Source organism: Amycolatopsis sp. CA-161197 (genome assembly GCF_050942255.1).
Lineage (GTDB): Bacteria > Actinomycetota > Actinomycetes > Mycobacteriales > Pseudonocardiaceae > Amycolatopsis.
Genome location: NZ_CP192059.1, coordinates 6,841,660 through 6,865,035, shown reverse-complemented (window position 1 = coordinate 6,865,035; position 23,376 = coordinate 6,841,660). Strand labels below are relative to the sequence as shown.

25 protein-coding genes are annotated in these 23,376 nt (G+C 72.7%); 18 read left to right on the top strand and 7 right to left on the bottom strand.

The window, feature by feature from the left end; translation table 11 throughout:
* The first annotated feature begins 19 nt into the window (after nt 1-19).
* From ACQPXB_RS32120 to ACQPXB_RS32110, 3 genes are all read left to right on the top strand, one after another.
* On the top strand, nt 20-466 hold the full coding sequence (locus tag ACQPXB_RS32120; RefSeq protein ID WP_432845497.1) for an SRPBCC family protein: 447 nt from the start codon (nt 20-22) through the stop codon (nt 464-466).
* A 109-nt stretch (nt 467-575) separates the two neighbouring features.
* Nucleotides 576-947, top strand: a complete 372-nt coding sequence (locus ACQPXB_RS32115) for a winged helix-turn-helix transcriptional regulator (RefSeq protein WP_366582247.1) — start codon at nt 576-578, stop codon at nt 945-947.
* 11 nt (nt 948-958) lie between these two features.
* Nucleotides 959-1,312, top strand: a complete 354-nt coding sequence (locus tag ACQPXB_RS32110) for a VOC family protein (protein ID WP_432845496.1) — start codon at nt 959-961, stop codon at nt 1,310-1,312.
* Between the two features lie 9 nt (nt 1,313-1,321).
* On the opposite strand, the gene ACQPXB_RS32105 is transcribed toward ACQPXB_RS32110, so the two are convergent.
* The 4 genes from ACQPXB_RS32105 to ACQPXB_RS32090 all read right to left on the bottom strand — a co-directional run bounded on the left by ACQPXB_RS32105 (nt 1,322) and on the right by ACQPXB_RS32090 (nt 4,497).
* Nucleotides 1,322-2,344 carry an alcohol dehydrogenase catalytic domain-containing protein gene (locus ACQPXB_RS32105; protein ID WP_432845495.1) on the bottom strand — a complete coding sequence of 341 codons (1,023 nt, stop codon included), beginning with the start codon at nt 2,342-2,344 and terminating at the stop codon, nt 1,322-1,324.
* Between the two features lie 134 nt (nt 2,345-2,478).
* Nucleotides 2,479-2,610 (bottom strand): hypothetical protein, encoded by a 132-nt coding sequence (locus ACQPXB_RS32100; RefSeq protein ID WP_432845494.1) that lies wholly within the window; start codon nt 2,608-2,610, stop codon nt 2,479-2,481.
* Nucleotides 2,611-2,638: 28 nt separating this feature from the next.
* A complete protein-coding gene (locus ACQPXB_RS32095) occupies nt 2,639-3,289 on the bottom strand; it encodes a response regulator (protein WP_386950281.1) in 651 nt (216 codons plus the stop codon).
* Entirely contained in the window at nt 3,286-4,497 is a 1,212-nt protein-coding gene (locus tag ACQPXB_RS32090; RefSeq protein WP_432845493.1) for a sensor histidine kinase, read from the bottom strand. Before ACQPXB_RS32090 ends, ACQPXB_RS32095 begins: the two co-directional genes overlap by 4 nt.
* 157 nt (nt 4,498-4,654) lie before the next feature.
* On the opposite strand from ACQPXB_RS32090, the gene ACQPXB_RS32085 reads away from it, so the two are divergent.
* From ACQPXB_RS32085 to ACQPXB_RS32065, 5 genes are all read left to right on the top strand, one after another.
* Entirely contained in the window at nt 4,655-6,121 is a 1,467-nt protein-coding gene (locus tag ACQPXB_RS32085) for an ArnT family glycosyltransferase (protein WP_432845492.1), read from the top strand.
* On the top strand, nt 6,118-6,732 hold the full coding sequence (locus ACQPXB_RS32080; RefSeq protein WP_432845491.1) for a GPP34 family phosphoprotein: 615 nt from the start codon (nt 6,118-6,120) through the stop codon (nt 6,730-6,732). Before ACQPXB_RS32085 ends, ACQPXB_RS32080 begins: the two co-directional genes overlap by 4 nt.
* Nucleotides 6,733-7,118: 386 nt before the next feature.
* The gene (locus tag ACQPXB_RS32075) at nt 7,119-7,895 is read left to right on the top strand and encodes an isocitrate lyase/PEP mutase family protein (RefSeq protein ID WP_432845490.1); all 777 of its coding nucleotides are present in this window, start codon (nt 7,119-7,121) and stop codon (nt 7,893-7,895) included.
* 252 nt (nt 7,896-8,147) lie between these two features.
* Nucleotides 8,148-9,161 (top strand): aminotransferase class V-fold PLP-dependent enzyme, encoded by a 1,014-nt coding sequence (locus tag ACQPXB_RS32070; RefSeq protein WP_432845489.1) that lies wholly within the window; start codon nt 8,148-8,150, stop codon nt 9,159-9,161.
* A 34-nt stretch (nt 9,162-9,195) separates the two neighbouring features.
* Complete coding sequence (locus tag ACQPXB_RS32065) at nt 9,196-9,876, top strand: hypothetical protein (RefSeq protein ID WP_386950265.1); 681 nt, start codon at nt 9,196-9,198, stop codon at nt 9,874-9,876.
* A 98-nt stretch (nt 9,877-9,974) separates the two neighbouring features.
* Here ACQPXB_RS32065 and ACQPXB_RS32060 read toward each other — a convergent pair whose 3' ends face one another.
* Entirely contained in the window at nt 9,975-10,892 is a 918-nt protein-coding gene (locus ACQPXB_RS32060) for a ferritin-like domain-containing protein (protein WP_432856873.1), read from the bottom strand.
* Nucleotides 10,893-11,026: 134 nt separating this feature from the next.
* On the opposite strand from ACQPXB_RS32060, the gene rimP reads away from it, so the two are divergent.
* From rimP to rbfA, 6 genes are all read left to right on the top strand, one after another.
* Nucleotides 11,027-11,575: a ribosome maturation factor RimP gene (gene rimP / locus ACQPXB_RS32055; protein WP_366582238.1), complete on the top strand. Its 549-nt coding sequence runs from the start codon at nt 11,027-11,029 to the stop codon at nt 11,573-11,575.
* Nucleotides 11,572-12,618 (top strand): transcription termination factor NusA, encoded by a 1,047-nt coding sequence (nusA, locus tag ACQPXB_RS32050; RefSeq protein ID WP_366582237.1) that lies wholly within the window; start codon nt 11,572-11,574, stop codon nt 12,616-12,618. The genes rimP and nusA overlap by 4 nt, the downstream gene beginning before the upstream one ends.
* 143 nt (nt 12,619-12,761) lie before the next feature.
* Complete coding sequence (locus ACQPXB_RS32045) at nt 12,762-12,983, top strand: YlxR family protein (protein ID WP_432845488.1); 222 nt, start codon at nt 12,762-12,764, stop codon at nt 12,981-12,983.
* Nucleotides 12,984-13,104: 121 nt separating this feature from the next.
* Nucleotides 13,105-16,158: a translation initiation factor IF-2 gene (infB, locus tag ACQPXB_RS32040; RefSeq protein WP_432845487.1), complete on the top strand. Its 3,054-nt coding sequence runs from the start codon at nt 13,105-13,107 to the stop codon at nt 16,156-16,158.
* Between the two features lie 71 nt (nt 16,159-16,229).
* Nucleotides 16,230-16,523 (top strand): DUF503 domain-containing protein, encoded by a 294-nt coding sequence (locus ACQPXB_RS32035; RefSeq protein ID WP_220242307.1) that lies wholly within the window; start codon nt 16,230-16,232, stop codon nt 16,521-16,523.
* 32 nt (nt 16,524-16,555) lie between these two features.
* Nucleotides 16,556-17,050 (top strand): 30S ribosome-binding factor RbfA, encoded by a 495-nt coding sequence (gene rbfA / locus ACQPXB_RS32030; protein ID WP_366582234.1) that lies wholly within the window; start codon nt 16,556-16,558, stop codon nt 17,048-17,050.
* A gap of 179 nt (nt 17,051-17,229) precedes the next feature.
* Here rbfA and ACQPXB_RS32025 read toward each other — a convergent pair whose 3' ends face one another.
* Nucleotides 17,230-17,709 (bottom strand): MarR family winged helix-turn-helix transcriptional regulator, encoded by a 480-nt coding sequence (locus ACQPXB_RS32025; protein ID WP_366582233.1) that lies wholly within the window; start codon nt 17,707-17,709, stop codon nt 17,230-17,232.
* 70 nt (nt 17,710-17,779) lie between these two features.
* Here ACQPXB_RS32025 and ACQPXB_RS32020 point away from each other — a divergent pair, with 70 nt between their 5' ends.
* Nucleotides 17,780-18,751 (top strand): amidohydrolase family protein, encoded by a 972-nt coding sequence (locus ACQPXB_RS32020; protein WP_366582232.1) that lies wholly within the window; start codon nt 17,780-17,782, stop codon nt 18,749-18,751.
* A gap of 13 nt (nt 18,752-18,764) precedes the next feature.
* On the opposite strand, the gene ACQPXB_RS32015 is transcribed toward ACQPXB_RS32020, so the two are convergent.
* A complete protein-coding gene (locus tag ACQPXB_RS32015; RefSeq protein WP_432845486.1) occupies nt 18,765-19,805 on the bottom strand; it encodes a TRM11 family SAM-dependent methyltransferase in 1,041 nt (346 codons plus the stop codon).
* 25 nt (nt 19,806-19,830) lie between these two features.
* Here ACQPXB_RS32015 and ACQPXB_RS32010 point away from each other — a divergent pair, with 25 nt between their 5' ends.
* The 3 genes from ACQPXB_RS32010 to ACQPXB_RS32000 are packed head-to-tail and all read left to right on the top strand — an operon-like array spanning nt 19,831 to nt 23,360.
* Nucleotides 19,831-20,856: a DHH family phosphoesterase gene (locus tag ACQPXB_RS32010; RefSeq protein ID WP_386950246.1), complete on the top strand. Its 1,026-nt coding sequence runs from the start codon at nt 19,831-19,833 to the stop codon at nt 20,854-20,856.
* Nucleotides 20,849-21,979 (top strand): cytochrome P450 family protein, encoded by a 1,131-nt coding sequence (locus ACQPXB_RS32005; protein WP_432845485.1) that lies wholly within the window; start codon nt 20,849-20,851, stop codon nt 21,977-21,979. Before ACQPXB_RS32010 ends, ACQPXB_RS32005 begins: the two co-directional genes overlap by 8 nt.
* A gap of 37 nt (nt 21,980-22,016) precedes the next feature.
* A complete protein-coding gene (locus tag ACQPXB_RS32000; RefSeq protein WP_386950240.1) occupies nt 22,017-23,360 on the top strand; it encodes an MATE family efflux transporter in 1,344 nt (447 codons plus the stop codon).
* Nucleotides 23,361-23,376 lie beyond the last annotated feature (16 nt).

Here is a 23,376-nt window from a genome sequence, read left to right as displayed (position 1 = left end):
ACCACGTGGTACATGACGGTTGAGGAGGCCTGATGCAAAGAATCTCGGTCCGGGCCCGCACGTCCGCCGACCGGCGACGGTCTACGCGCTCCTGCGCGACGGCGAGAGCTGGCCGCGCTGGTCGCCGCTGGGCTCGTTCGAACTGGCCCGGGCGGGTTCGTCGGAACGCGAAGGGCTGGGCGCGCTGCGGGTCTTCCGCACCGGGCGCACCTGCTCGTGCGAGGAGGTGATCGAGCTGGTTCCCGACCGCCGGTTCGGCTACGCCCTGCGCAGCGGCCTGCCCCTGCGTGACTACCGCGCGTACGTCGACCTGACCCCGGTCGACGGCGGCACGGAGATCCACTGGCACTCGTCGTTCACGGGCAAGGTGCCGGGGACGGGCTGGTTCTACCGGCTGGTGCTGGGGCGGTTCATCGGCCGCGTGGTGGCGGGTCTGGTGGCGGAGACTTCGCGGGTCGCTCCGTAGGGTTCCGGCGCCCGCGTGTGGGCAGCGCTGCGCTGGGGGTGCGGCGGTGTCCCGGTGGCACCCAGGAGTGTTACTCTCTTCGGGAGAGTGACATCGAGGAGGCCCTGTGGTGCTGGGAAACCCTTACGACCGCGACTGCCCGACCCGTCAGCTCCTCGACCGCATCGGCGACCAGTGGACCGTCCTCATCGTCGGCTCGCTGCGCGACGGCCCGCTGCGCTTCACCCAGATCGGCAAACGCGTCGAGGGCATCTCCCAGAAGGTCCTGACGCAGACGCTGCGCAGCCTCGTCCGCGACGGCATCCTCACGCGCACCGCGTACCCCGTCATCCCGCCTCGTGTGGAATACGAGCTCACCCCGCTGGGCCGCAACCTGTCCGAGCCCCTCGACATGCTCGCCGGCTGGGCGCGCCACCACATGGACCAGGTGACCGCCGCCCGCGAAGCGTTCGACGCGGAACACGCGCCGGCCTCGGCCTGAGCGCCGGGGACGTGCCGAACCGCTGGGTCGGCGTGACCGTCGACTGCGTTGACGTGGAACGGGTCGCGGGGTTCTGGAGCGCTCTGCTGGACCGTCCGCCGGACCGGTCCCGGCCCGGCTGGGTCTACCTCGGCCCCGCCGGCGACCCGCAGCCCCGCCTCGTCTTCCAGCCCGTGACCGAGCCGAAGCACGGCAAGGTGCGGCTGCACCTCGACGTCGCGGTCGACGACATCGACCAGGGCGTCGCCCAGGTCCTCGCTCTGGGCGGGCGGTCGACCGGGGAACGGCACGACTACGTCGAGGGTGTCGTCGTCGTGATGGCCGACCCCGAACAGCACGAGTTCTGCCTGGTCCAGTACCTCTGATCCCGGGGATCACCACACCAGCGCGGCGCGGCCGGGAAAGGACCCCGACCGGATCCGCTCGTGCACGGCGGGTACTTCCTCCGGCCCCACCACCGCGCTCACCAACGGCCGGACGCGTCCGGAGGTGACCAGCGCGGCGGCGAGCCCGACCTCGTACCGCGACGCGTACCGACAGCCGAGCACGGCGAGCTGGGACAGGACGAGCTCACGCGAAGAGACCGTGAACTCCTCGTCGAGCATCGAGGTCAGGCACATCAGCGAACCGTTCTTCGCCAGGTGGTCGAGCGCCCAGCGCTGCGCGGGCGCCCGGCCGTACAGGTCGATCACCACGTCGGCCTTTCCCGCCCAGGCCGGCGGAAGCGCGATGGCACCGAAGTCGGACGAGTCGGCGGCCCGCACCCCCAGCTGCTGCTCGAGGTATTCGAGCTTGTCCGCCACCACGTCCAGCCCCACCACGTCGGCCCCGTACGCGCGCGCCACCTGGACCATGTGCAGCCCGACCCCTCCGCCGGCCGCCAGGACCGCGACCCGCGTGCGCGGCCCGAGCCCCGCGCGGCGGGCGATGTGCACCGGGGTCGCGATGGCGTCGGCGATCGTGGTCGCGGCCACGGGGTCCACCTCGCGCGGGACCTCGATCGCGTTGAGCGAGGGGAGAACCGCGTACTCGGCGTACCCGCCGTCGATCGCGACGCCGACGTTGCCGCGGAAGTTCAGGCACGTGGAGTCCCGCGCCGCCAGGCATTCGCGGCACGCGCCGCACACGAGGTAGAAGTACGCCATCACCCGCCGGCCCACCAGCGCCGGGTCGGTGCCGGGACCCACGGCTTCGACGATCCCTACCAGCTCGTGCCCGGGTACCCGCGGCAGGTGGGACGCCTCCGAGCCGAGCTGCCCGTTCATGCACTGCAGCACCGTCACGCCGATGCCACAAGCCTCGACCCGCACGAGGACCTCCCCGCGCGCCGGCTCCGGTTCGGCGACCACCACCGGCTCGAGGGCGCCACCCCACGCCGAGATCCGCAAAGCCCGCACGTCGCCTCCTCGCAGTGGCGGTCAGGCTACTGCAATCGTTCGCAGTGCGCGAGTGCCGGACGCGTTTCCGGGCCCTGAAGGCGCACTCGGCCGGCGAATCGGCGCTACCCGGCGAAGCGCTCCAGCTCGTCGGCCTAGAGGCTGTTCAGAATGACGTCGCCGGTGCGCACCAGGGACTTCCGCCGCTTGTCGTCGACGTGCACGACGGTGCCGGTCATCGTGGTGCCGGTGATCCGGACGGTTTCGCCCACCGCGAAGTCCGCCATGACCGCCGACCCCTGCCGCGGTGCCGCCTCAGCGGCTGACCAACCCCGCTTCGTGGGCCAGCAGGCCCGCCTGCGTCCGGTTCGCGCACTCCAGCTTCACCAGCATCCGCGACACGTAGCTCTTCACCGTCGCCTCCGCGAGGTGCAGGCGCCCGGCGATGTCCGCATTGGACAGTCCCTCGCCGAGGCACGTCAGGACGTCGCGTTCGCGGTCGGTGAGGGCGCCGACGCGGCGCAGCGCCGAGTCGGTGCGGGCGTGGCCGTCGGCCGACAGCGCGACGAGGCGGCGCGCGGCGGAGGGGGACAGGACGGTGTGGCCGTCGGCGGCGACGCGGACGAGGCCGATGAGGTCTTCGGGCGGCGTGGACTTCACGAGGAAGCCCGCGGCGCCCGCGCGCAGCGCCCGGATCACGTAGGTGTCCGCGTCGAAGGTGGTCAGCGCGACGACCGCGGGTGGGTCGGGCAGCTGGACGATGCGGGCGATCGCCGTGAGCCCGTCGACGCCCGGCATGCGCAGGTCCATGAGCACGACGTCGGGGCGGTGCCGCACGACGGCCTCGACCGCTTCGGCGCCGTCGGAAGCCGAGGCGACCACCGTGAGGTCCTCGGCCGAGCCCAGGATCGTGCGCAGGTGCGCGCAGACCATCGGCTCGTCGTCGGCCACGACCACCGTGATCACCGGGGCGCACCTTCCGTCGTCGGGACGTAGGCGGGAAGTATCGCACCGACGCGGAACCCGCCGCCGGGCTCGGGCCCGGATTCGAGCTGCCCGCCGACGAGCTCGACGCGCTGGCGCAGCCCGCTCAGCCCCGCGCCCGAGCCGCTGCCCGCGAGCGTCGGGTCGGGCGGCCGGCAAGCGCGGGTGTTGGTAACGCACACGTCGAGACCACCCGCGTGGTACCGCAGCGTCACGGCGGCCGACGAACCCGGCGCGTGCTTGCGGACGTTCGTCAGCGCCTCCTGCACCACGCGGTACGCGGTGCGCGCCACCGTCGGCGACACCTGCTCCGGGTCGCCGCTCACCGAAAGCTCCGTGGCCACGCCGACGGCCACCGACTCGGCCACCAGGTCGGCCGGGGAAGCGACCGGGGCCGGCGAAGCGACCGGGGGTTCGATGCTCGACCCGTCGCGCAGCACGCCCACCAGATCACGCAGCTCGTCGAGCGCGTGCGCGCCCTCGCGGCGGATGTCTTCGGCCGCGGAGCGCACCGAGGGGTCGGTCGACACCACGCCGAGCGCGCCCGCGTGCAGCACCATCAGGCTCAGCCGGTGGGTCACCACGTCGTGCATCTCGCCCGCGAGCCGCCGCCGTTCCTCGGCGCGGGCCCGCTCCGCGAGCAGGTGCTGCTCGCGTTCGGCGCGTTCGGCCCGGTCGCGCAGCGAACGCAGCAGGTCCCGGCGCGCCACGAAGTAGAGCGCCACCGCCACCGGCAGCGCGGTGCTCAGCAGCCCGAACGGCGTCGTGTTCCACGCCGGGTCCCACGGCCTCGTCGCCAGCACCGCCAGCACCCCGCCGATCCACAGCAACCGCCGCCGGTCCATCACGCGCGGGAGCTGGCTCAGCACCACCGGCGTGATGGTGGGCACCGTCATCAGGCTCGGCTGGTGCGCGGGGACCAGCAGCCCGGGCCAGAACAGGTCCGACGCCAGCATCGCCAGCGACGCCACCACGAGCACCCCGGCCACCGCGTCGGGGAAGCGGAACACCGCCAGCAGCGTGAAGTCGCAGGCGAGCCGCAGCACCAGCCCGGCGTACGGCCCGAGGACCCCGCTCGTCGGCCCGGCCCAGTGCAACGCGAAGTCGAGCCCGGCGAACAGGAGCGCCGCGACCAGCAACCAGACCATGTCCGCCGGCCGGGGCCAGGTTCCACGCCGTACTTCGCTCACGCTCGTCACGGTAACGGCTGGTCCGGACCGCCGCGGCGGAATCGCACCGGCCGGGGGAGGACCCGCAACGAAAGTTGCGCGCGGGACAACGTTCGTCGGCTTCACCGGCTACCGATCACCGTTACGCGGACCCGGCCCGGCGCGGTGGACTCGGATCATGACGAGCCTCATGACGAGCCGCGAGACCGGCACGGGGGAGATCGCCCCGTTCGCCCGGCTGCCGGTGCTCACCGTGGCCGTGCTGGCGGCGGCGCTGCTTGTGCTCACGAGCGTCCGCTACGCGCACGGCTTCGACGAGCTCTACTTCCTGGTGGCTGGTCGAGATCATCCGGCCTGGGGGTATTTCGACCAGCCACCGCTCGTCCCGCTGCTCGCGGGCACGCTCGACCGCCTGTTCCCCGGTTCGCTGCTCGCGTTCCGGCTGCCGATGGCGCTCGCGGTCGGCGCCGGCGTGGTGATCACCGCGCTGATCGCCCGCGAACTGGGCGGCCGCCGGCCCGCGCAGCTGATGGCGGCCGGGCTGTACGCCACGTCGAACCTGGTCGTCCTCAGCCACTGGATCTCCACCTACGCACTGGACCCGTTCCTGTGGACGGTCGTCGTTTTCCTGCTGGTCCGGTGGACCCGCACGCGCCGCGACGGCCTGCTCGTGTGGGCCGGCGTCGTCACGGCGGTGTCGCTGGAGGTCAAGTTCCTGATCCCCGCGCTGTGGGCCGCCGTGCTGGTGTCGGCGGCGATCCTCGGCCCACGCCGCCTGCTGAGCCGCCCGAAACTGTGGCTGGGCGCGCTGATCGCGGTGGCCGCCACCATTCCGGCGCTCGTCTGGCAGGCCACGCACGACTGGCCGTACCCGCACATGGCCGACGTCGTCGCCGCGGAGTTCCCCGGCTACCTCGCCTTCGCGCGCGACGGGCTGCTCGGCGCGGGCATGGGCGTCGGGGTGCTGGCGCTGCTCTACGGCGTGTGGCGCCTGTTCCGCTCGCCCGCGCTGCGGCCGTACCGGTACCTCACCTTGGCGTTGCTGCTGGTCACCGTGGTGGTGGTGCTGACGCACGGTCGCTCGTACTACCTGATGAGCCTCTACGCGCTGCCGTTCGCGGCCGCCGCCACGGAGCTGGGCCGGCGCGACCTGGTGCGCTGGTGGCGGATTCCGGTGGGGATCGCGTTCGGACTGTCGGCCGCCGTCACCGTGGCCGCGCTGCCGGTGTGGCCGGCGTCGGTCACGGCGACGTCGTTCGGGCCCTTCTCGCTCGGCACTGTGTTCGCCGGCGGCGAGACGGCGCAGAAGCAGGTCGCCGACGTCGTCGGGCAGACGTACTCCTCGCTGCCACCCGGCGTGAAGGCGCAGACGGCCGTGTACGCGGAGATCTACCCGTTCGCCGCGGCCGTCGAGTATTACGGCCCGCGGTACGGGATCACCGACGTCTACAGTGGACACCGCGGCTACTGGTACTTCGACCGGCCACCGGACCGCGCGCGCGACGTGCTCTTCACCGGCTTCGACCCGGCACTGCTGAAGCCCTACTTCACGTCGGTGACCGAGGTCGTACCGGGACTCGTCTGGCTCTACTCGGGAAGGACGCAATCGTGGGACCGGATCTGGCCGCTGGTGAAGCGCCAATGACTCTCTCGCTGGCCGCCCAGGCCTACCTCCTCGCGTGCGACCCGGACACGGGCCGCATCCGCAGACGCAGCCGCGCCGCGCTGCTCGTCCGCGCGTCCGCCACGACGGACCTCCTGCTGCGCGGCCAGTTGAGGACAACCGGCGGCCGTGTCTCGGCGGCCGGCTCCGGCCCCACCGGCGACCTGCTCCTCGACGACCTGCTCACCGACCTCATCGCCGCCGGCCCGACCCGCTGGCGCCGCCTGCTACGCCACGACTCGACCGACACCCTCCGCTCCCTGGAACTTCAGCTGGCCGCCGCCGGACTCCTGCAACCGCACGTCACGCCGCTCCTTCGCCGCAAAGTCCTGCGCCTCGACGGCCGATCTCCGGCCGAAGCGGTCCGCGCCACTGTGGACCGAGCCCTGCACGCGCCCTTGTCCGAAGTGGACACCCGCGCGGCCGCTCTGACGTCCCTCGCCGCGGCGGCCCAGGTGGGCTTCACCCGCCGCTCGACCCGCCACCACGCCGCCCGCCTCGCCGCGCTGGACCAGACCGCAGGCCCCGCGGCCCCGGCCCTGCGCGCCCTCCTGCGCACCCGCCGCGCGGCAATCATGGCGGGCGGCAGCTGAGCGAGCACCGCCGAGCGTCTGCGACAGCGGCGATGGCGGCAGCGGTTGGGGCAGTGACCGAAACCCGACAGGCGGTCGTCGAGCGGCCCGCCGGTTGACTGCCACCACGGCGGGCGAGAGCTGAGCCGGCGGTCGGATGGCGACTGAACTCGGCAGGCGGTGGTTGAGTGGTTGGTCGGCGGGCTGCCGGCGTCGTGGCCAGTTGCGCGCGCGGCAAGTCGGCTGCCGAGCCCCGCGCGCTGTGGTCCGTGGGGAGTACTGGGGCGGCGGCCGCCCCTGGCGGGGAGGTCGAGTGCTCAGCTCGGCGGCTGCCGCGGTGCCGCAGCGAGCAGCCGAGCGGGTCGGTTCGGCGGCCACCGAAGCATTGCGCGCGTAGGTTCGCGGGCATGACTTCGTTCGCCGCGTTGCACGTGCCCGGGAAGCCCCTGCTGCTGCCGAATGTGTGGGAGTTCGGCTTCGCGGCCGCGCTGGCCGCGGCGGGGCACCCGGCGGTCGGGACGACGAGCCTCGGCGTGTCGGCCGCCGCCGGGTTGGCGGACGGCGCCCCGGCGTCGCGTGCCGCGACGGTGGCGCTGGCTCGAGCGTTGGCGCCGCTGGACGTGCTGGTGAGCGTGGACATCGCCGACGGCTTCAGTGCGGAGCCGGCCGAGGTCGCCGACCTGGTCGCGGAACTCGCCGACGCGGGCGCGGTGGGCGTGAACCTCGAAGACGGCCGCGCCGACGGCACGCTCGCGCCGGTGGAGGTCCAGGGTGCCTTGATCGCCGCGGTCCGGTCGGCTGCGCCCGGCGTTTTCCTCAACGCCCGCACCGACACCCACTGGCTCGGCGCCGGCCCGGTTTCCCTTGCGGCCGAACGGGCCCGCGCCTACCGCGACGCCGGCGCCGACGGGGTGTTCGTCCCGGGCCTCGCCGACCCGGGTGAGGTCGCGGAGGTGGTGGCGGCGGTGGACGTGCCGCTCAACGTCCTGTTCCTCCCGGGCCGCGTCACGCTGGCCGGCCTCGCCGAGCTGGGGGTGGCGAGGGTGAGCCTGGGTTCGACGCCCTACCGCGTCGCGCTGGCCGCCGCCCTGGCGACCGTGGACGCCGCCCGCGAAGGGACTTCGCTGCCACTGCCTCCGCCGTCCTACGCCGAGGTAGCGGGGTTGCTGCCGCCGCCCCTGTAGCGCGGGGAATGCTTCGCCGGAGAACGACCCTGCCTCCGCTCTCCTGCACTGATGCGGCGGTCAGCTGAAGGCATGCGCGGCGTTGGGGCGCGGACGTGCTGCGACAGGGCCGCAATGCTGCCGCCGGTTCAGCAGGTAGGCACAGGCTAGCCCTTTCGTGGCGCGCCGCCGGCGGGAACCATGCGCGCCTCGGTCAGCCTGCTGGCGTCGAGGCAGCCGAATTGCTTCCCCCGCTTCAGTAGCGTCCACCCCATGCACGCCTTCGGAGCCGACTTCGCCGTTCCCGCCGGGTACCTCAACACGCCGAGCATCGGAATCCCACCCGAGCCCGTCGCGGACGCCGTGGCCGAGGCCGTGCAGCGGTGGCGAAACGGCAAGGACCTGCCGGGCGGTTTCGACGAGGCCGTGGCGCGCTCGCGCGAGGCCTTCGCCCAGCTGGCCGGCGTGCCGGGTGACCGGGTGGCCATCGGTGCGTCCGTGTCGCAGCTGGTCGCCAACGTCGCGGTGGGCCTGCCGGACGGCGCGCGTGTCCTGGTCGCAGCCGGGGACTTCACCAGTGTGACCTTCCCGTTCGCCGCGCGGCCCGATGTCGAGGTCACCGAGCGGCCGCTGGCCGAGCTGCCCGGGCACGTCGAGGGCCACGACCTCGTGGCGGTCAGCCTCGTGCAGTCCGCCGACGGCACCGTCCTGGACACCGAGGTCCTGCGCGAAGCCACGGAAGCCGGCGGTGCGGCCGTGTTGCTCGACGTCACGCAGGCCGCCGGCTGGCTGCCCCTGGACGTGGCGTGGGCCGACTGGGTGGTGTGCGCCGGGTACAAGTGGCTGTTCTCGCCGCGTGGGTGCGCCTGGCTGGCCGTGCACCCGCGCGCCCACGAGCGGACGCGGTCGGTTGCCGCCGGGTGGTACGCGGGGGACGACCCCTGGACCACGGTCTACGGCCTGCCCCTGCGCCTGGCCCGCGACGCGCGCGCGTTCGACCTCTCCCCGGTCTGGTTCGCCCACACGGGGGCCGCGGAAGCGCTGGAGTACGTCGCCGGTCTCGACGTCGCCGCGGTCCGCGACCACAACGTCGGCCTCGCGGACTCCCTGCTCGCCGCCCTGGGTCTCCCGCCCCGGGGCACCGCCATCGTGTCGCTCGACGCGGACCCCCAGCGGCTCGCCGCGGCGGGCCTCGTCGCGAGCAGACGCGCCGGTCGCGTGCGCGCCGGGTTCCACCTCTACAACACCCCTGACGACGTCGAACGCCTTCTCACCGCCTTCGGCTGAAGGCGCTCAGCGCGGTGAACTACGGTATGTGCCCGTGGTCGGTCCCCAATTCACCCCCGGTCCCTCGGACACGGCGCCGCTCGCTGCGGTGCCCGCGCAGCCGGGGTCGCCGCCCGGTGGCGGAAACGGCCCCACCCCGCCCCGGGACACGAAGGCGTTGCTGGTGCGCGGTGCGGGCCTGGTCGTGATCGCCGTCGTGGCGGGGCTGATCTGGTTCCTCATCCGGCACGACAGCACGCCCGAACCGGTGGCGGCACAGGAGCCGGCGAAGACGAACCCCTTCGACTACAAGCTGGTGGAAGGCCCGAACAAGTCCACCGACTGCGCGGCGAAGGCCTACGACGACACCAAGAAGTTCTTCCAGACCAACCCGTGCACCTCGCTCGCGCGCGGGCTCTACACGGTCGAGTACGGCGACGCGAAGGCGCTCGTCTCCGTCGTCAAGGTGAGCATGCCGACCGCGGCGCAGGCGACGCAGCTCAAGGCCCTGACCGACCAGGACGGCACCGGCAACGTGAGCGACCTGGTGCGCGACGGCACGTACAAGGCCGCGGGCGCGCCCAAGGTGAGCGGCGACCAGGCGGAGTACGAGTCCCAGGTCACCGGCACCGACGTCACCATCGTCCTCGCCGACTTCTACGCAAAGCACCGCGACGACGTGCTGCTCAAGCGCATCGCCACCGGCGCGCTGGACCTCGGCGCCGACCTGCACTGACCCGCGCCGGCACCGAGACACCAAGAACACCGAGACACCGAGACACCAAAAGGGCCGTTCCCGAAACATCGGGAACGGCCCTCTTTTTCACCGAGAACTCAAGCCGGCTGACCCGGCATCGCCAGCGCTGTCGGCTTCTCGCCCGCCTCCTGGCGCCACGGCGTGCCGCGCCGGGCCGCCGCGATCAGCGCCTGCAAAGCCATCTTCCGCAGCCCCGCGCCGTCCGTGTGGGTAACGACGCCGAGCCACGCGGCCGCCGAGTCCTCCTCGGCGCTCGCGACCAGCGCGGCGGCCGAGGCGGTGTCGTCGACCGGCTTCGGCGGCACGTAGGCCGCTTCCGGGGCCACCGGCGTGCCGCCCGCGGCCTCGATCATCTGGGTGACCACGTCGCGGCGCGCGGTGTGCTCGGCGCGCCCGGCCTTGAGGGCGTCGCCGAACTCGCCGGGCAGGAAGGCTGTGACCAGCCCGTATACCCACAGTGCGGCGTGTTCCGAGGCCAGCGCCTTCTGCAGGGGGTCGACCGCGTCGGAGCTGGCGGTGCCGGCGGGCGCCACCACGGCCTGGGCGTCTTCGCCGGGCCCGAGCGTCGAGGCCAGCCGCTGCAGGCTCGCGCAGCCGGCCGCGACGCCCGCGACCAGGCCGGCGCGGTAGGCGGGGAGGCTGGGCACGAGGTCCTCGGCCTGCTTGCGGGCCGTCGCCAGGCGCTCCTTGAACGCGCTCAGGTCCGCGGGCGCGGGCGGTGGCGTGCCGGCCTGCGAAGGCCGGTTCAGCCGGTCCACCTCGGGTTTCAGGGCGGCGGCCTGGGCGGCGCGCGCGTCGGCGACCTGCCCGGCGACCCCGCCGCCGAGGGCTCTGGCCGCGGCGGCGTCCGCGTCGGCGGCGGACAGGAGCGGGGCGAGCGGGTCGGGGCTCTCGTCGTATCCCCCGGAACAGGCGGCCAGCGGGAGGGCCAAGGCGGCGACGGCGCCCAGGCGCAGAACGCCGCGCCGGGAAAGGTCGGTCGGTCTTGCGGTCACGTCGGCCCATCCTGCCAGGCCCGGCACCGGCACCGCCGCTCGCGCGTCGGTGCGGGGGCGCACGATAAGCTGGTCCACCACCGACCACAGTCGTGACCAGCCCGCGTCACCTCGGCCGAACAGGAGTGCTCCACGTGCCCAACGAACTCGCCAGCCGGCTTCAGCCGATAGTGGCCGAAGCCGTCACCGCCGCGGGTTTCGACCTCGACTCGTTCGAGGTGCAGCAGGCCGGCCGCAAGCAGCTGGTCAAGGTCGTCGTCGACTCCGACGACGGGGTCGGGCTGGACGAGGTCGCCGAGATCAGCCGCAAGGTGTCGGCGGCGCTCGACGAGAACGAACACGTGCTCGCGAGCGCCTACACCCTCGAGGTCACCTCGCCGGGGCTGGACCGGCCGCTCGCACAGCCGCGCCACTGGCGGCGCGCGAAGTTCCGCCTGGTCCGCATCACGCCCGCGGAAGGCGCGGAGTTCGTCGCGCGGGTGGGCCACGCCGGCGAGGAGCGCGTGACCGTGCTCGTCGAGGGCAGGCTGAAGGACGTGCACTACAAGTCGGTGGCGAAGGCCGTGGTGGAGATCGAGTTCAAGCAGCCGCCCGCCGACGAGCTCAAACTGTTGGAAGAAGACGCGTCCGGCAAGAGCAGCACCCCTGCCGGCCAGACGGAAGCGAAGGAGGAGCCGAAGTGAACGTGGACATCGCCGCGCTGCGGGCGATCGAACGGGACAAGGACATCCCCTTCGACACGGTGATCGAGGCCATCGAGACGGCTCTGCTCACCGCCTACAAGCACACGGAGGGGCACCAGCCCCACGCGCGCATCGACATCGACAAGAAGACCGGCCTCGTCCGCGTCCTCGCGCACACCCTCACCCCCGAGGGCGAGGTCGACGAGGAGTGGGACGACACGCCGGAGGGCTTCGGCCGCATCGCCGCCACGACTGCCCGGCAGGTCATCCTGCAGCGGCTGCGCGACGCCGAGCACGAGAAGACCTTCGGCGAGTTCTCCGCCAAGGAGGGCGAGATCGTGGCCGGCGTGGTGCAGCGCGACGCGCGCGCCAACGCCCGCGGCATGGTCGTGGTCCAGGTCGGTGACACGGAGGGGATCCTGCCCTCGGGCGAGCAGGTCGCGGGGGAGTCCTACGAGCACGGCACGCGCATCAAGGCGTTCGTGGTCGGGGTCTCACGGAGCAACCGCGGGCCGCAGATCATGCTCTCGCGCACGCACCCGAACCTGGTGCGCAAGCTCTTCGCCCTCGAGGTGCCCGAGATCGCCGACGGCACCGTCGAGATCGCCGCTGTGGCCCGCGAGGCGGGGCACCGCACCAAGATCGCGGTGCGCTCCACCGTGCCCGGGGTGAACGCCAAGGGCGCCTGCATCGGCCCGATGGGCGCGCGCGTGCGCAACGTGATGAGCGAGCTGGCCGGCGAGAAGATCGACATCATCGACTACTCGGAGGATCCGGCCCGCTTCGTGGGGAATGCATTGTCCCCGGCGAAGGTTGTTTCGGTACGTGTCGTGGACGAGCGGGCGAAGACGGCTCGCGTCGTCGTACCCGATTTCCAGCTCTCCCTCGCCATCGGCAAGGAGGGCCAGAACGCGCGGCTCGCGGCCCGGCTCACGGGCTGGCGCATCGACATCCGCAGCGACGCCGCACCCGCCGACCCGGTGGGTGATCAAGACCACGCCGGACAGGCGCGGCCCGCCGCGACAACCGGTTCGGCTGAGTGAAGGTCGAAGCGCTAGACTCATCAGTGGTTCAGGGTCCGCCGCGGGGATGTGGCGACACGACCGACCTCCAGCGCCACCGGCATTTCCCGGTACGCACGTGTGTCGGTTGCCGGCAGCGGGTCCTGATCGGTGAGCTGCTGCGAGTGGTCGTGGTGGCCGGACGGCTGGTCGTCGACGAAAGTCGGCGGCTGCCGGGGCGGGGCGCGTGGGTGCACCCCGTACCGGGTTGTCTGGCCAAGGCCGAGCGGAAGCGGGCGTTCCCCCGGGCACTTCGGGCCCAGGGCACGCTCGACACCGCGGGGCTGCGCGAGCACCCGGCATTCATCACGGAGATCGGTTCCGGGACCCACCCGGAACCGCGGTGAAACAAGGAAGCAGGTCGACCCGTCATGAGTCAGCCGTGAAGCCGACGCCATGAACGCGCGACAATAAGGACGAGGTCAGCGGGTCTCTTCACCGCCTGGCCTCCCCTAGATGAGGAGAGCTGTGCCAGGCAAGGCCCGTGTACACGAGCTCGCGAAAGAGCTCGGCATCACCAGCAAGGAAGTTCTCGCCAAGCTCAAGGAGCAGGGCGAGTTCGTCAAGTCCGCGTCATCCACGGTCGAGGCGCCCGTCGCCCGCCGGCTGCGTGACGCGTACCCCGCCAAGGGCGGGAAGAAGTCCGGCCCGACGCCCGGCCCGCGGCCCACGCCGCCGGCCGCCAACTCGGGCAACTCGAACGCTGCTGCGCCCGCTCCGCAGGCCCCCCGGCCCGCGGCCGCGCCCGCTCCGCAGCCGACCCAGCAGCAGGCGCCGGCGGCCAAGGCCGCTCCGTCCGCTGCTCCGCAGCAGTCCGGCCCGCGTCCGGCCACCCCGGGCAGCCGTCCCGGTCCGGGCCCGCGTCCCGGCCCGCGCCCGGCCACTCCGGCTCCGGCGCAGCCGCAGCAGCAGCAACCGCAGCCCCAGGTGCAGGCCCCCGCGGCCAAGGCCGAGCCGTCCGGTGGCAGCACCGCGGCGCCGAAGCCCGCTCCGAAGCAGGACGCCGCTTCGTCGTCGTCCGGCTCGGTCGTGCCGCCGAAGCCGCAGGGCCCCAAGCCCGGCGGTCCCAAGCCCGGCCCGCGTACCCCGCGCGTCGGCAACAACCCGTTCGGCGTCGGTTCCGGCGCCCCGGCCCCGCGTCCGCCGGCCCAGCGCCCCGGTCCGGGTCAGGGCGGCGACAACCGTCCGCCGCGTCCCGGCGGTGCCGGTGGCGGCGGTGACCGGCCCGCGCCGCGTCCCGGCGGTGGCGCCGGTGGCAACCGGCCGAGCCCGGGCAACATGCCCCCGCGCCCGAACCCCGGCATGATGCCGGGCCGCACCCCGCGTCCGGCCGGTCCGGGCGGTGGCGCCCGCGGCGGCCCCGGTGGCGGTGCCCGTGGTGGCCCCGGTGGCGGCGGTCGTCCCGGCGGCGGCGGTGGCGGCGGTTTCCGTCCCGGCGGCGGCGGCGGTGGCGGTGGCGGTGGCTTCCGTGGCGGTCCCGGTGGCGGTGGCGGCGGTGGCGGTTTCCGTCCCGGTGGCGGCACCGGTGCTCCTGCCGGCGGTGGCGGCGGCTTCCGCGGTGGCGGCGGCGGTCGTGGCGGCCCCGGTGGCCGTGGCGGTACCGCGGGTGCCTTCGGGCGTCCCGGTGGTCCCTCGCGCAAGGGCCGCAAGTCGAAGCGGCAGAAGCGCCAGGAGTACATGGACAACATGCAGGCGCCCAGCGTCGGCGGCGTCCGCCTGCCCAAGGGCAGTGGCGAGACGATCCGGCTGCCGCGCGGTGCCTCGCTGACCGACTTCGCCGAGAAGATCGACGCCAACCCGGCTTCGCTGGTGCAGGTGCTCTTCCACCTCGGCGAGATGGTCACGGCGACGCAGTCCGTGTCCGACGACATCCTCGAGCTGCTCGGCGGCGAGATGAACTACGTCGTCCAGGTCGTGTCCCCCGAGGAGGAGGACCGCGAGCTGCTGGAGACCTTCGACATCACCTACGGTGAGGACGAGGGTGGCGAGGAAGACCTGCAGGTCCGGCCGCCGGTCGTGACCATCATGGGTCACGTCGACCACGGTAAGACCCGCCTGCTGGACACGATCCGGAAGACGAAGGTGCGCGAGAGTGAAGCCGGTGGCATCACCCAGCACATCGGCGCCTACCAGATCGAGACCGAGCTCGAGGGCACGCCGCGGCTGATCACCTTCATCGACACCCCGGGTCACGAGGCGTTCACCGCCATGCGTGCCCGTGGTGCGAACTCGACGGACATCGCGGTGATCGTGGTGGCCGCCGACGACGGGGTCATGCCGCAGACGGTCGAGGCGATCAACCACGCGCAGGCCGCCAAGGCGCCGATCGTGGTCGCGGTCAACAAGATCGACAAGGAAGGCGCCAACCCGCAGAAGATCCGCCAGCAGCTCACCGAGTACAACCTGGTCGCCGAGGAGTACGGCGGCGACACGATGTTCGTGGACATCTCCGCACGGGAGAACATCAACATCGACGGGCTGCTCGAGGCGATCCTGCTGACGGCCGACGCGGCGCTGGACCTCCGGGCCAACCCGGACATGGAGGCCCAGGGTGTCGCGATCGAGGCACACCTCGACCGCGGCCGCGGCCCGGTGGCCACGGTGCTGGTGCAGCGAGGCACGCTGCGCGTCGGCGACTCCGTCGTCGCGGGCGACGCCTACGGCCGCGTCCGCCGCATGGTGGACGAGCACAACGTGGACGTCACCGAGGCGCTGCCCTCGCGTCCCGTCCAGGTCATCGGGTTCACCTCGGTGCCGGGCGCGGGCGACACCTTCCTGGTGGTCGACGAGGACCGCGTCGCCCGGCAGATCGCCGAGCGCCGCTCCGCTCGCACCCGCAACGCGCTCAACGCGTCGCGGCGCAAGCGGGTCAGCCTCGAGGACCTCGACTCCGCCTTGAAGGAGACGAGCAGCCTCAACCTGATCATCAAGGGTGACAACTCGGGTACCGTCGAAGCGCTCGAGGCGGCACTGCTGCAGCTGGACGTCGGCGACGACGTCGAGCTGAACGTGGTGCACCGCGGTGTCGGTGGTGTGACCGAGTCGGACATCGACCTGGCGACCGCGTCCGACGCGATCGTGCTCGGGTTCAACGTCCGGGCCCAGGGCAAGGCGACCGAGCGGGCCACCCGCGAGGGCGTCGACGTCCGGTACTACACGGTCATCTACCAGGCGATCGACGAGATCGAGCAGGCCCTCAAGGGCATGCTCAAGCCGGAGTTCGAAGAGGTGGAGCTCGGCCGCGCCGAGGTCCGCGACGTCTTCAAGTCCTCCAAGATCGGCACGATCGCGGGTTGCCTGGTCATGTCGGGCGAGATCCGGCGCAACGCCAAGGCGCGCCTGCTCCGCGACGGCACCGTCATCGCCGAGAACCTGCCGATCAGCTCGCTGCGGCGGTTCAAGGACGACGTGGTGGAGGTCCGTGAAGGGTACGAATGCGGTCTGACGCTGGGTTCGTACAGTGACATCAAGGTCGACGACGTGATCGAGACCTACGAACAGCGGGAGAAGCCCCGTGCGTGAGTGATCGGTCCGGGGTGCGGGTTTCGGCCCGCACCCCGGACCTTTCGCCTCACGGCACAACTTCACTGCCTATGTACGTCGGAGCTCTCGAGCTCGACATCCTGCTCGACGACATTCATTCGTTGAAGCAGAAGCGATCCGTGATCAAGCCGGTCGTGGCGGAGGTGCGCAAGCGCTTCGCCGTCTCGGTGTCCGAAGCCGGTCACCTCGACCTGCACCGGCGAGCCCTGATCGGGGTGGCCGTGGTCGCCGCGGGTGGCGAACACGTCCGGGACGTGCTCGACTCGTGCGAGCGGTTCGTGGCCTCGCGACCGGAGTTCGTCCTGCTGTCGGCACACCGCCGGCTGCTCGGTCCGGACGACTAGACCGGAGAACATTTCAGAAGGAGACACCTCCCATGGCCGATCCTGCTCGGGCTCGCAAGCTCGCCAAGCGGATCTCGCAGATCGTGGCGTCGGCGATCGAGCACGACGTCAAGGATCCGCGGCTCGGTGCCGTGACCATCACGGACACCAAGATCACCGCGGACCTGCACGACGCCACGGTGTACTACACGGTGCTGGGCGAAAGCCTCGACTCGGCGCCGGACTTCGCGGGCGCCGCGGCGGCGCTGGAGTCTGCCCGGGGTGTCCTGCGCACCAAGGTCGGGCAGGGCACGGGGGTCCGCTACACCCCGACTCTCACCTTCGTCGCCGACAGCATCCCCGACGACGCGCGCCGCATCGAGGAACTCCTCGCCAAGGCCCGCGAGGCCGACGCCGAGGTGGCCCGCCGCGCGACGGGCGCCCAGCACGCCGGCGACGCGGACCCGTACAAGGCCCCGCGCGAAGACGACGACGAGGATGACCTCGACGTCGACCTCGCCGAAGCCGAAGAGGAGACGCGAGGCTGAACCGCTCCGGAGGACCCCCGACGTCCGACGACGCGGCGCGCTGTTCCGTGGCGCCGCGCCGTTCGTCGCCACCTCCTCCGGGCGCCCCGCCCCGCTGGCTACGCCGCCCGCGGCTGCCCCGCCCACCAGGCCGCCGGCCCTGAACGCACGACGCTCGGGGCCGGCGGTTTTTCGTGCCGTCAGTCCACCGGCCGGGTGGCGGTCACCGCGTCGGTCAGTGCCTGCAGCAGGTCCAGCACCTGAGGCTGCAACTCGCCGGGCAGGAGGTCCCACGCCGCGCGCTGGTTGTCGCGCAGGCGGGTGCGGGCGCGGTCCCAGTGGGCGCGGCCGCGGTCGGTGAGGGCGACGACGACGCGGCGGTCGTCGTGGGCGTGCGGGGTGCGGCGGACGAGGCCGGCGGACTCCAGGGCCTTCACCGAACGCGTGACGGTGGGCTGGGCGAGCTTCGCCTCCTGCGCGAGCTCGCCGATGGTCATGGCGCCCAGACGGGCCAGGGGAGTCACGAGCTGGGCCTGCGAGTCGCTGAGGGCGGAGGCGGCCGCGGCCTGCGCGTCGAGGCGGGCGCGGTTGGTGCGCATGGCCGAGTAGAGCGCGTTGCAGGCGTCGGCGAAGCGGTCGACGTCGGTGTCGGGCTCGGCGGACCCGGAGGGCACGGTCACCCGGAAAGATTAGATCACCGAAGTACATAGCATGCTATGTTTGGCTCACGGAACCGGGAGGAGACGCAGCATGGTCCGCAAGATCGCCCTCGAGGAGCACTTCGGCACCGCCGACCCCGACATCGTCGAGCAGTCGCGCGAGCACTTCACCGAGCAGACGTGGCCGCCGCACCGCCGCCAGTTGCTCGACGTCCAGGACGAACGCCTGAGGCTGATGGACGAGGCCGGCATCGAGATCGTCGTGCTTTCCCTGCTGGCGCCCGGAATCCAGGGCCTGCCCGACCGCGCGCAGGCCGTGGACTGGGCGCGGCGCACCAACGACGTGGCCGCCCGGCACGTGGAGCTACGGCCGGATCGGTTCGCCGCGTTCGCCGCGCTTCCGTTGCAGGATCCCGAAGAAGCCGTCGCCGAGCTGCGCCGCGCGGTGACCGAGCTGGGCTTCAAGGGCGCGCTGGTGAACGGGTTCTCCGAAGTGGACGGTGACCGGATCGCCTACCTCGACGAGCCGCGGTACCGGCCGTTCTGGGCGGCCGTCGAAGACCTGGGCGTGCCGGTGTACCTGCACCCGCGCGACCCGCTGCCGCGTGACAGCCGGATGCTCGAAGGCCACCCGTGGCTCTACGGCTCGGCGTGGGGCTTCTCGATCGAAACCGGCACGCACGCGTTGCGGCTCATGGCCAGTGGCCTGTTCGACGAGCATCCCGGCGTGCAGGTGATCCTCGGGCACCTGGGCGAGCTGCTGCCGTTCAACATCTGGCGCACCGACCACCGGCTGAAGGTCAAGCCCGCGGGCATCCCGGCGCGCAAACCGTTGCGCGAGTACCTGCGCGAGAACTTCCACCTCACCACGAGCGGCAACTTCGCCACGCCCGAGCTGCTGTTCACGATCGGCGAGGTCGGGGCCGACCGCGTGCTGTTCTCCGCGGACTACCCGTTCGAGTCGATGGGCGAGGCCGCCGCCTGGTTCGACGCGCTGGACCTCGACCGCGCGGTGCACGAGAAGATCGCGGAAGGCAACGCGCGCAAGCTCCTCGGGCTCTGATCGCGAAGGACGGTCAGGGCTTCGACGCCACCACGAGGTCGCGCTCGATGGCCTGGTCCACGCGGTGGGCGAACTGCTCGTACGGCCCGCCTTCGCGCACGTCGAGGCCGGCCTTCGCGAGCACCGCGACGAGCTCCTCGCGCGGCAGGACGTTGAGGTTCCACGAGATCCCGAGCGCGCCGCCCGGGCGGAGCACGCGTGTCCACACGGGAACGGCGGCCGCCAGCAGGTCGCGCGGGCTGCGCGCGAGGCTCGCGTCCTGCGTGCGGTGGCTGCCGTGCTGCACGCCGTACGGGGCGTCGGTCACGATCACGTCCACGGAGTTCGCGCGCAGCAGCTCGTCGGTGGTGAGGGTGTCGGCGTTGAAGTAGGTGAGCCGGCGCGTCTGGCCGCCCCTGTAGTCGTCCTTGTCGAACGCGTATTCGACGTCGAGGCGGCGCCCGAGGCGGACCTTGTTGCGCCGCAGCTGCCCGGAGTCGGCGGTGTGCTTCACGCGCTTGGTGCGCAGCCAGGTCTTGAGGAACTGCTCGAAGGCCTCGAAGTCCTTGCCGTCCACGTCGAGGCCGGTGGCGTCGAAGCCGTACATCACGGCCTGGTTGAGCGTGGTGCCGCGCCCGCACAGCGGGTCGAGCAGCGTCCGCGGGCGCTCCAGCCACCCGGTCGGGTCGGCGGTGGCGAGCAGCGTGACGTTGAGCAGCAGCTTCGTGAACTGCTCATTGGTCTTGCCCGCGTACTTCTGGATCGTCAGCAGGTCCGAGTCCGTCTTCGCCAGCGGCCGCACCAGGACCGGGCGCAGCACGCCGTCGCCCAGCTCGAACAGCGCGTAGAGCGAGGACAGGTTGGACAGCAGCGCGACGTCCGGCCCGGTCAGCGGCTCAGGGGTCGCGAACTTGACGTAGCCCACGCCGCCGAGCTCCACGTCCTCGGCCTCCGACAGCTCGGCGGAGAGGCCGGCCGCGCCGAACACCGCCAGCTCGGCCCGCAGCAGCGCGGGCGACGAGGCGGCGTAGACCCGGTTGGCGGACGGGTGAACGAGGATCGCGTACTCAGGCATCCCGCAGAGCGTAGCGTGACGCACTGTGACAGCTACTTTGGCGCAGGACATCGAAGCCGCCGCGGCTCTACTCGCCGGGGCCACCGACGTGACGCTGCTGGGCCACGTGCGCCCGGACGCCGACGCACTCGGCAGCGCTCTGGCCCTCGGCCACGTGCTGCACCGGCGCGGCGCCCGTGTGCGCGTGTCGTTCGGCGAGCCCGACGAAGCCCCCGAGACCCTGACCTGGCTCGACGTCGACGGGCTGCTGACCAAACCCGACGACCTGCCCGCATCGGAGCAGCTGCTCGTCGCACTCGACACGCCGGTGCCGGCGCGGCTGGGCCGGCTCGCCTCGCGCGTCGATGTGGTCCGCGCCGACGGCGGCGCCGTGCTGGTGGTCGACCACCACGCCACCAACGCGTTCTACGGCACCCACCACGTGGTCGACGAGGCCACCGAGGCGACCGCGGTGCTCGTCGCGCAGATCATCGAGGTCATGGGCGTCGAGCTGGACGAGCCGGCCGCGCGCTGCCTGTACGCGGGGATCGTCACCGACACCAGCGGTTTCCGCCGCGCCCGCCCCGAAACGCACCGGATCGCAGCGCGCCTGCTGGAGGCCGGCGTCGACCCGACGGAGGTCGCGCGGCGGATCGTGGACGACCACCCGTTCGCGTGGCTGCCGATGCTCTCGGCCGTGCTGTCCGAAGCGGAGCTGGAGCCGGAAGCCGCGCAGGGCTTCGGGTTCGTGCACGCGGTGGTGCGCTCGGCCGTGGCGGCGACCGTGCGGCCGGAGGAGGTGGAGTCGGTGATCGACGTGGTCCGCGCGACGCGCGAGGCCGGCGTCGCGGGGGTGCTGAAGGAGTTCGCGCCCGCCTCGCCCGGTTCCGTGTGGACGGTCTCCCTGCGGTCCGCGGGCCGCGTCGACGTGTCGGCGGTGGCCTCGGAGTTCGGCGGTGGCGGGCACCGGATGGCCGCGGGCTGCACGATGGAGGGCACGTCGGACGACGTGCTGGCGCGGCTGCGCGCCGCGCTCGGCCGGGCGCCGCTGCTGGGGAACCGGAGTGCCTGAACCCGTCCGGTTCGACGAGGAGTTCCTGGCCGACCCGGTGTGCGCGTACGCCCGGCTGCGCGCCGCCGGCCCCGTGCACCGCGCGGAGTCGCCCGACGGCGCGCCGATCTGGCTGGTCACGCGCTACGCCGAGGTCAAGGCGGGTCTCGGCGACCCGAGGCTGTCGCTGGACAAGGCCCACTCGTCGGGCGGCTACCGCGGCCTCGCGCTGCCGCCCGCGCTCGACAAGAACCTGCTCAACCTCGACGCCCCCGAGCACACCCGCCTGCGCCGGCTCCTGGGACGCGCCTTCACCCCGCGTCGCGTCGAGGCCCTGCGGCCGGAGGTCACGCGCATCGCCGAGGAGCTGGCCGACGCGCTCCCGGCCGAGGCCGACCTCATGGCCGGTTACGCCGTGCCGCTGCCGATCACGGTGATCTGCGTGCTGCTCGGCGTCGCCCCCGCCGACGTCGCCGTCTTCCGCACGTGGACCGACGCCGTCCTGATGCCGACGGACGCCGAAGCCACGCGCGACGCCATGCGGTCGCTGTACGCGTTCGTCACCGAGCTCATCGCGGCCAAGCGTGCGGAGCCGGGGGAGGACCTGCTCAGCGTCGTCGCCCCGGACCTCACCGACGACGAGCTGCTCAGCGCCGCGTTCCTCCTGCTGCTCGCGGGGTACGAGAACGTGGTGCACGTCCTCGGCAACGGCTTTCACGAGCTGCTCACCCGGCCGGCGCTGCGGACGGCACCGGCTGAGTCCTTTGTGGACGAGATCCTGCGCCACGCCTCGCCGGCGCAGCTCGCCATCCGCCGCTTTCCCTTGCAGGACCTCGAAATCGGCGACACGACGGTTCGTGCCGGCGACACCGTCCTGCTCGCCCTCGCCTCGGCCCACCGCGACGACACGGTGTTCGACGCCCCGGACACCTTCGACGCGGATCGTCCGGACAACCCCCACCTCGCCTTCGGCCACGGCCCCCACTTCTGCCTCGGCGCACCCCTGGCCCGCCTCGAACTGGAGATCGGCTTCGACACCCTCCTGCGCCGCTTCCCGGCGATGGTCCCGGCGGGCGACCCGGTGTGGCGCTCGACGTTCCGCAGCCGCGGGCCGGCGGCCCTGCCGGTGATCCTGCGCGCTTGACGTCCGGAATGTCGGCGGCGGTCGTTACGCTCGCCGGGTGCCCGATGAAGCCCCGCCTGCCCCGCCTGTGACCTCCGAGGACCGGATTCCCGCGCGACGCGTGCTCGGGCTCGCCGTGCCCGCGCTGGGGGTGCTGGCGGCGGAGCCGTTGTACGTGCTGGTCGACACGGCGGTGGTGGGGCATCTCGGCGCGCTGCCGCTGGCGGGCCTGGCGCTCGGCGGGGTGGTGCTGTCACAGATCTCCACGCAGCTCACGTTCCTCTCGTACGGCACGACCTCGCGCACGGCGCGGCTGCACGGCGCCGGGCGGCGGCGCGACGCGGTGAGTGAGGGCGTGCAGGCCACGTGGCTGGCGGTGCTGGTGGGGCTGGTGCTGCTGGTGGCGGGCCAGCTGCTGGCCGGGCCCATCGCGCGGGCGCTGTCGGGCAGTGACGAGATCGCGGCGGCGGCCGTGTCGTGGTTGCGGATCGCGCTGTTCGGGGCGCCGCTGATCCTCGTCACCATGGCCGGCAACGGCTGGATGCGCGGGGTGCAGGACGCGGCCCGCCCGCTGCGGTACGTGCTGGCGGGCAACGGCATCTCGGCCGTGCTGTGCCCGGTGCTCGTCTACGTCGCCGGGCTGGGGCTGGAGGGTTCGGCGATCGCCAACGTGGTGGCCCAGGTGGTCTCGGCGTCGCTGTTCTTCGCGGCGCTGGTGCGTGAGCGCGTGCCGCTGCGGCCGGACTTCGGGGTGATGCGCGCGCAGCTGAGCCTGGGCCGCGATCTCGTGCTGCGCAGCCTCGCGTTCCAGGCGTGTTTCGTCTCGGCGGCGGCCGTGGCGGCGCGCACCTCGACGGAAGCGGTCGGCGCGCACCAGGTCGTGCTGCAGCTGTGGACGTTCCTGTCGCTCGTGCTCGACTCCGTCGCGATCGCGGCGCAGTCGCTCGTCGGCGCGGCGCTGGGCGGGGGAGCCGAGCGGCAGGCGCGCGGGGTCGCGAACCAGATCGTCGCGTACGGGCTGGTGCTCGGCTGCGTCCTGTGCGTGCTCTTCGGGGCGTTGTGGAGCACGCTGCCGCACGCGTTCACCTCGGACCCGGGGGTGCTCGCGGAGATCCCGCACGCGTGGTGGTTCTTCGTGGCGCTGCAACCGATCGCGGGCGTGGTGTTCGCGCTCGACGGCGTGCTGCTCGGCGCCGGCGACGCCGCGTTCCTGCGCACCGCCACGCTCGTCAGCGCGGGCCTGGGCTTCCTGCCGCTGATCTGGCTCTCACTCGCGTTCGGCTGGGGGCTCACCGGCATCTGGACGGGGCTGTCGCTGTTCATGGTGTTCCGCCTGGCCGCCGTGCTCATCCGCTGGCGCTCCGGCCGCTGGGCGGTCGTCGGGGCCGTCCGCGGCGCCTGAGCCCGTGCCAAGGTGG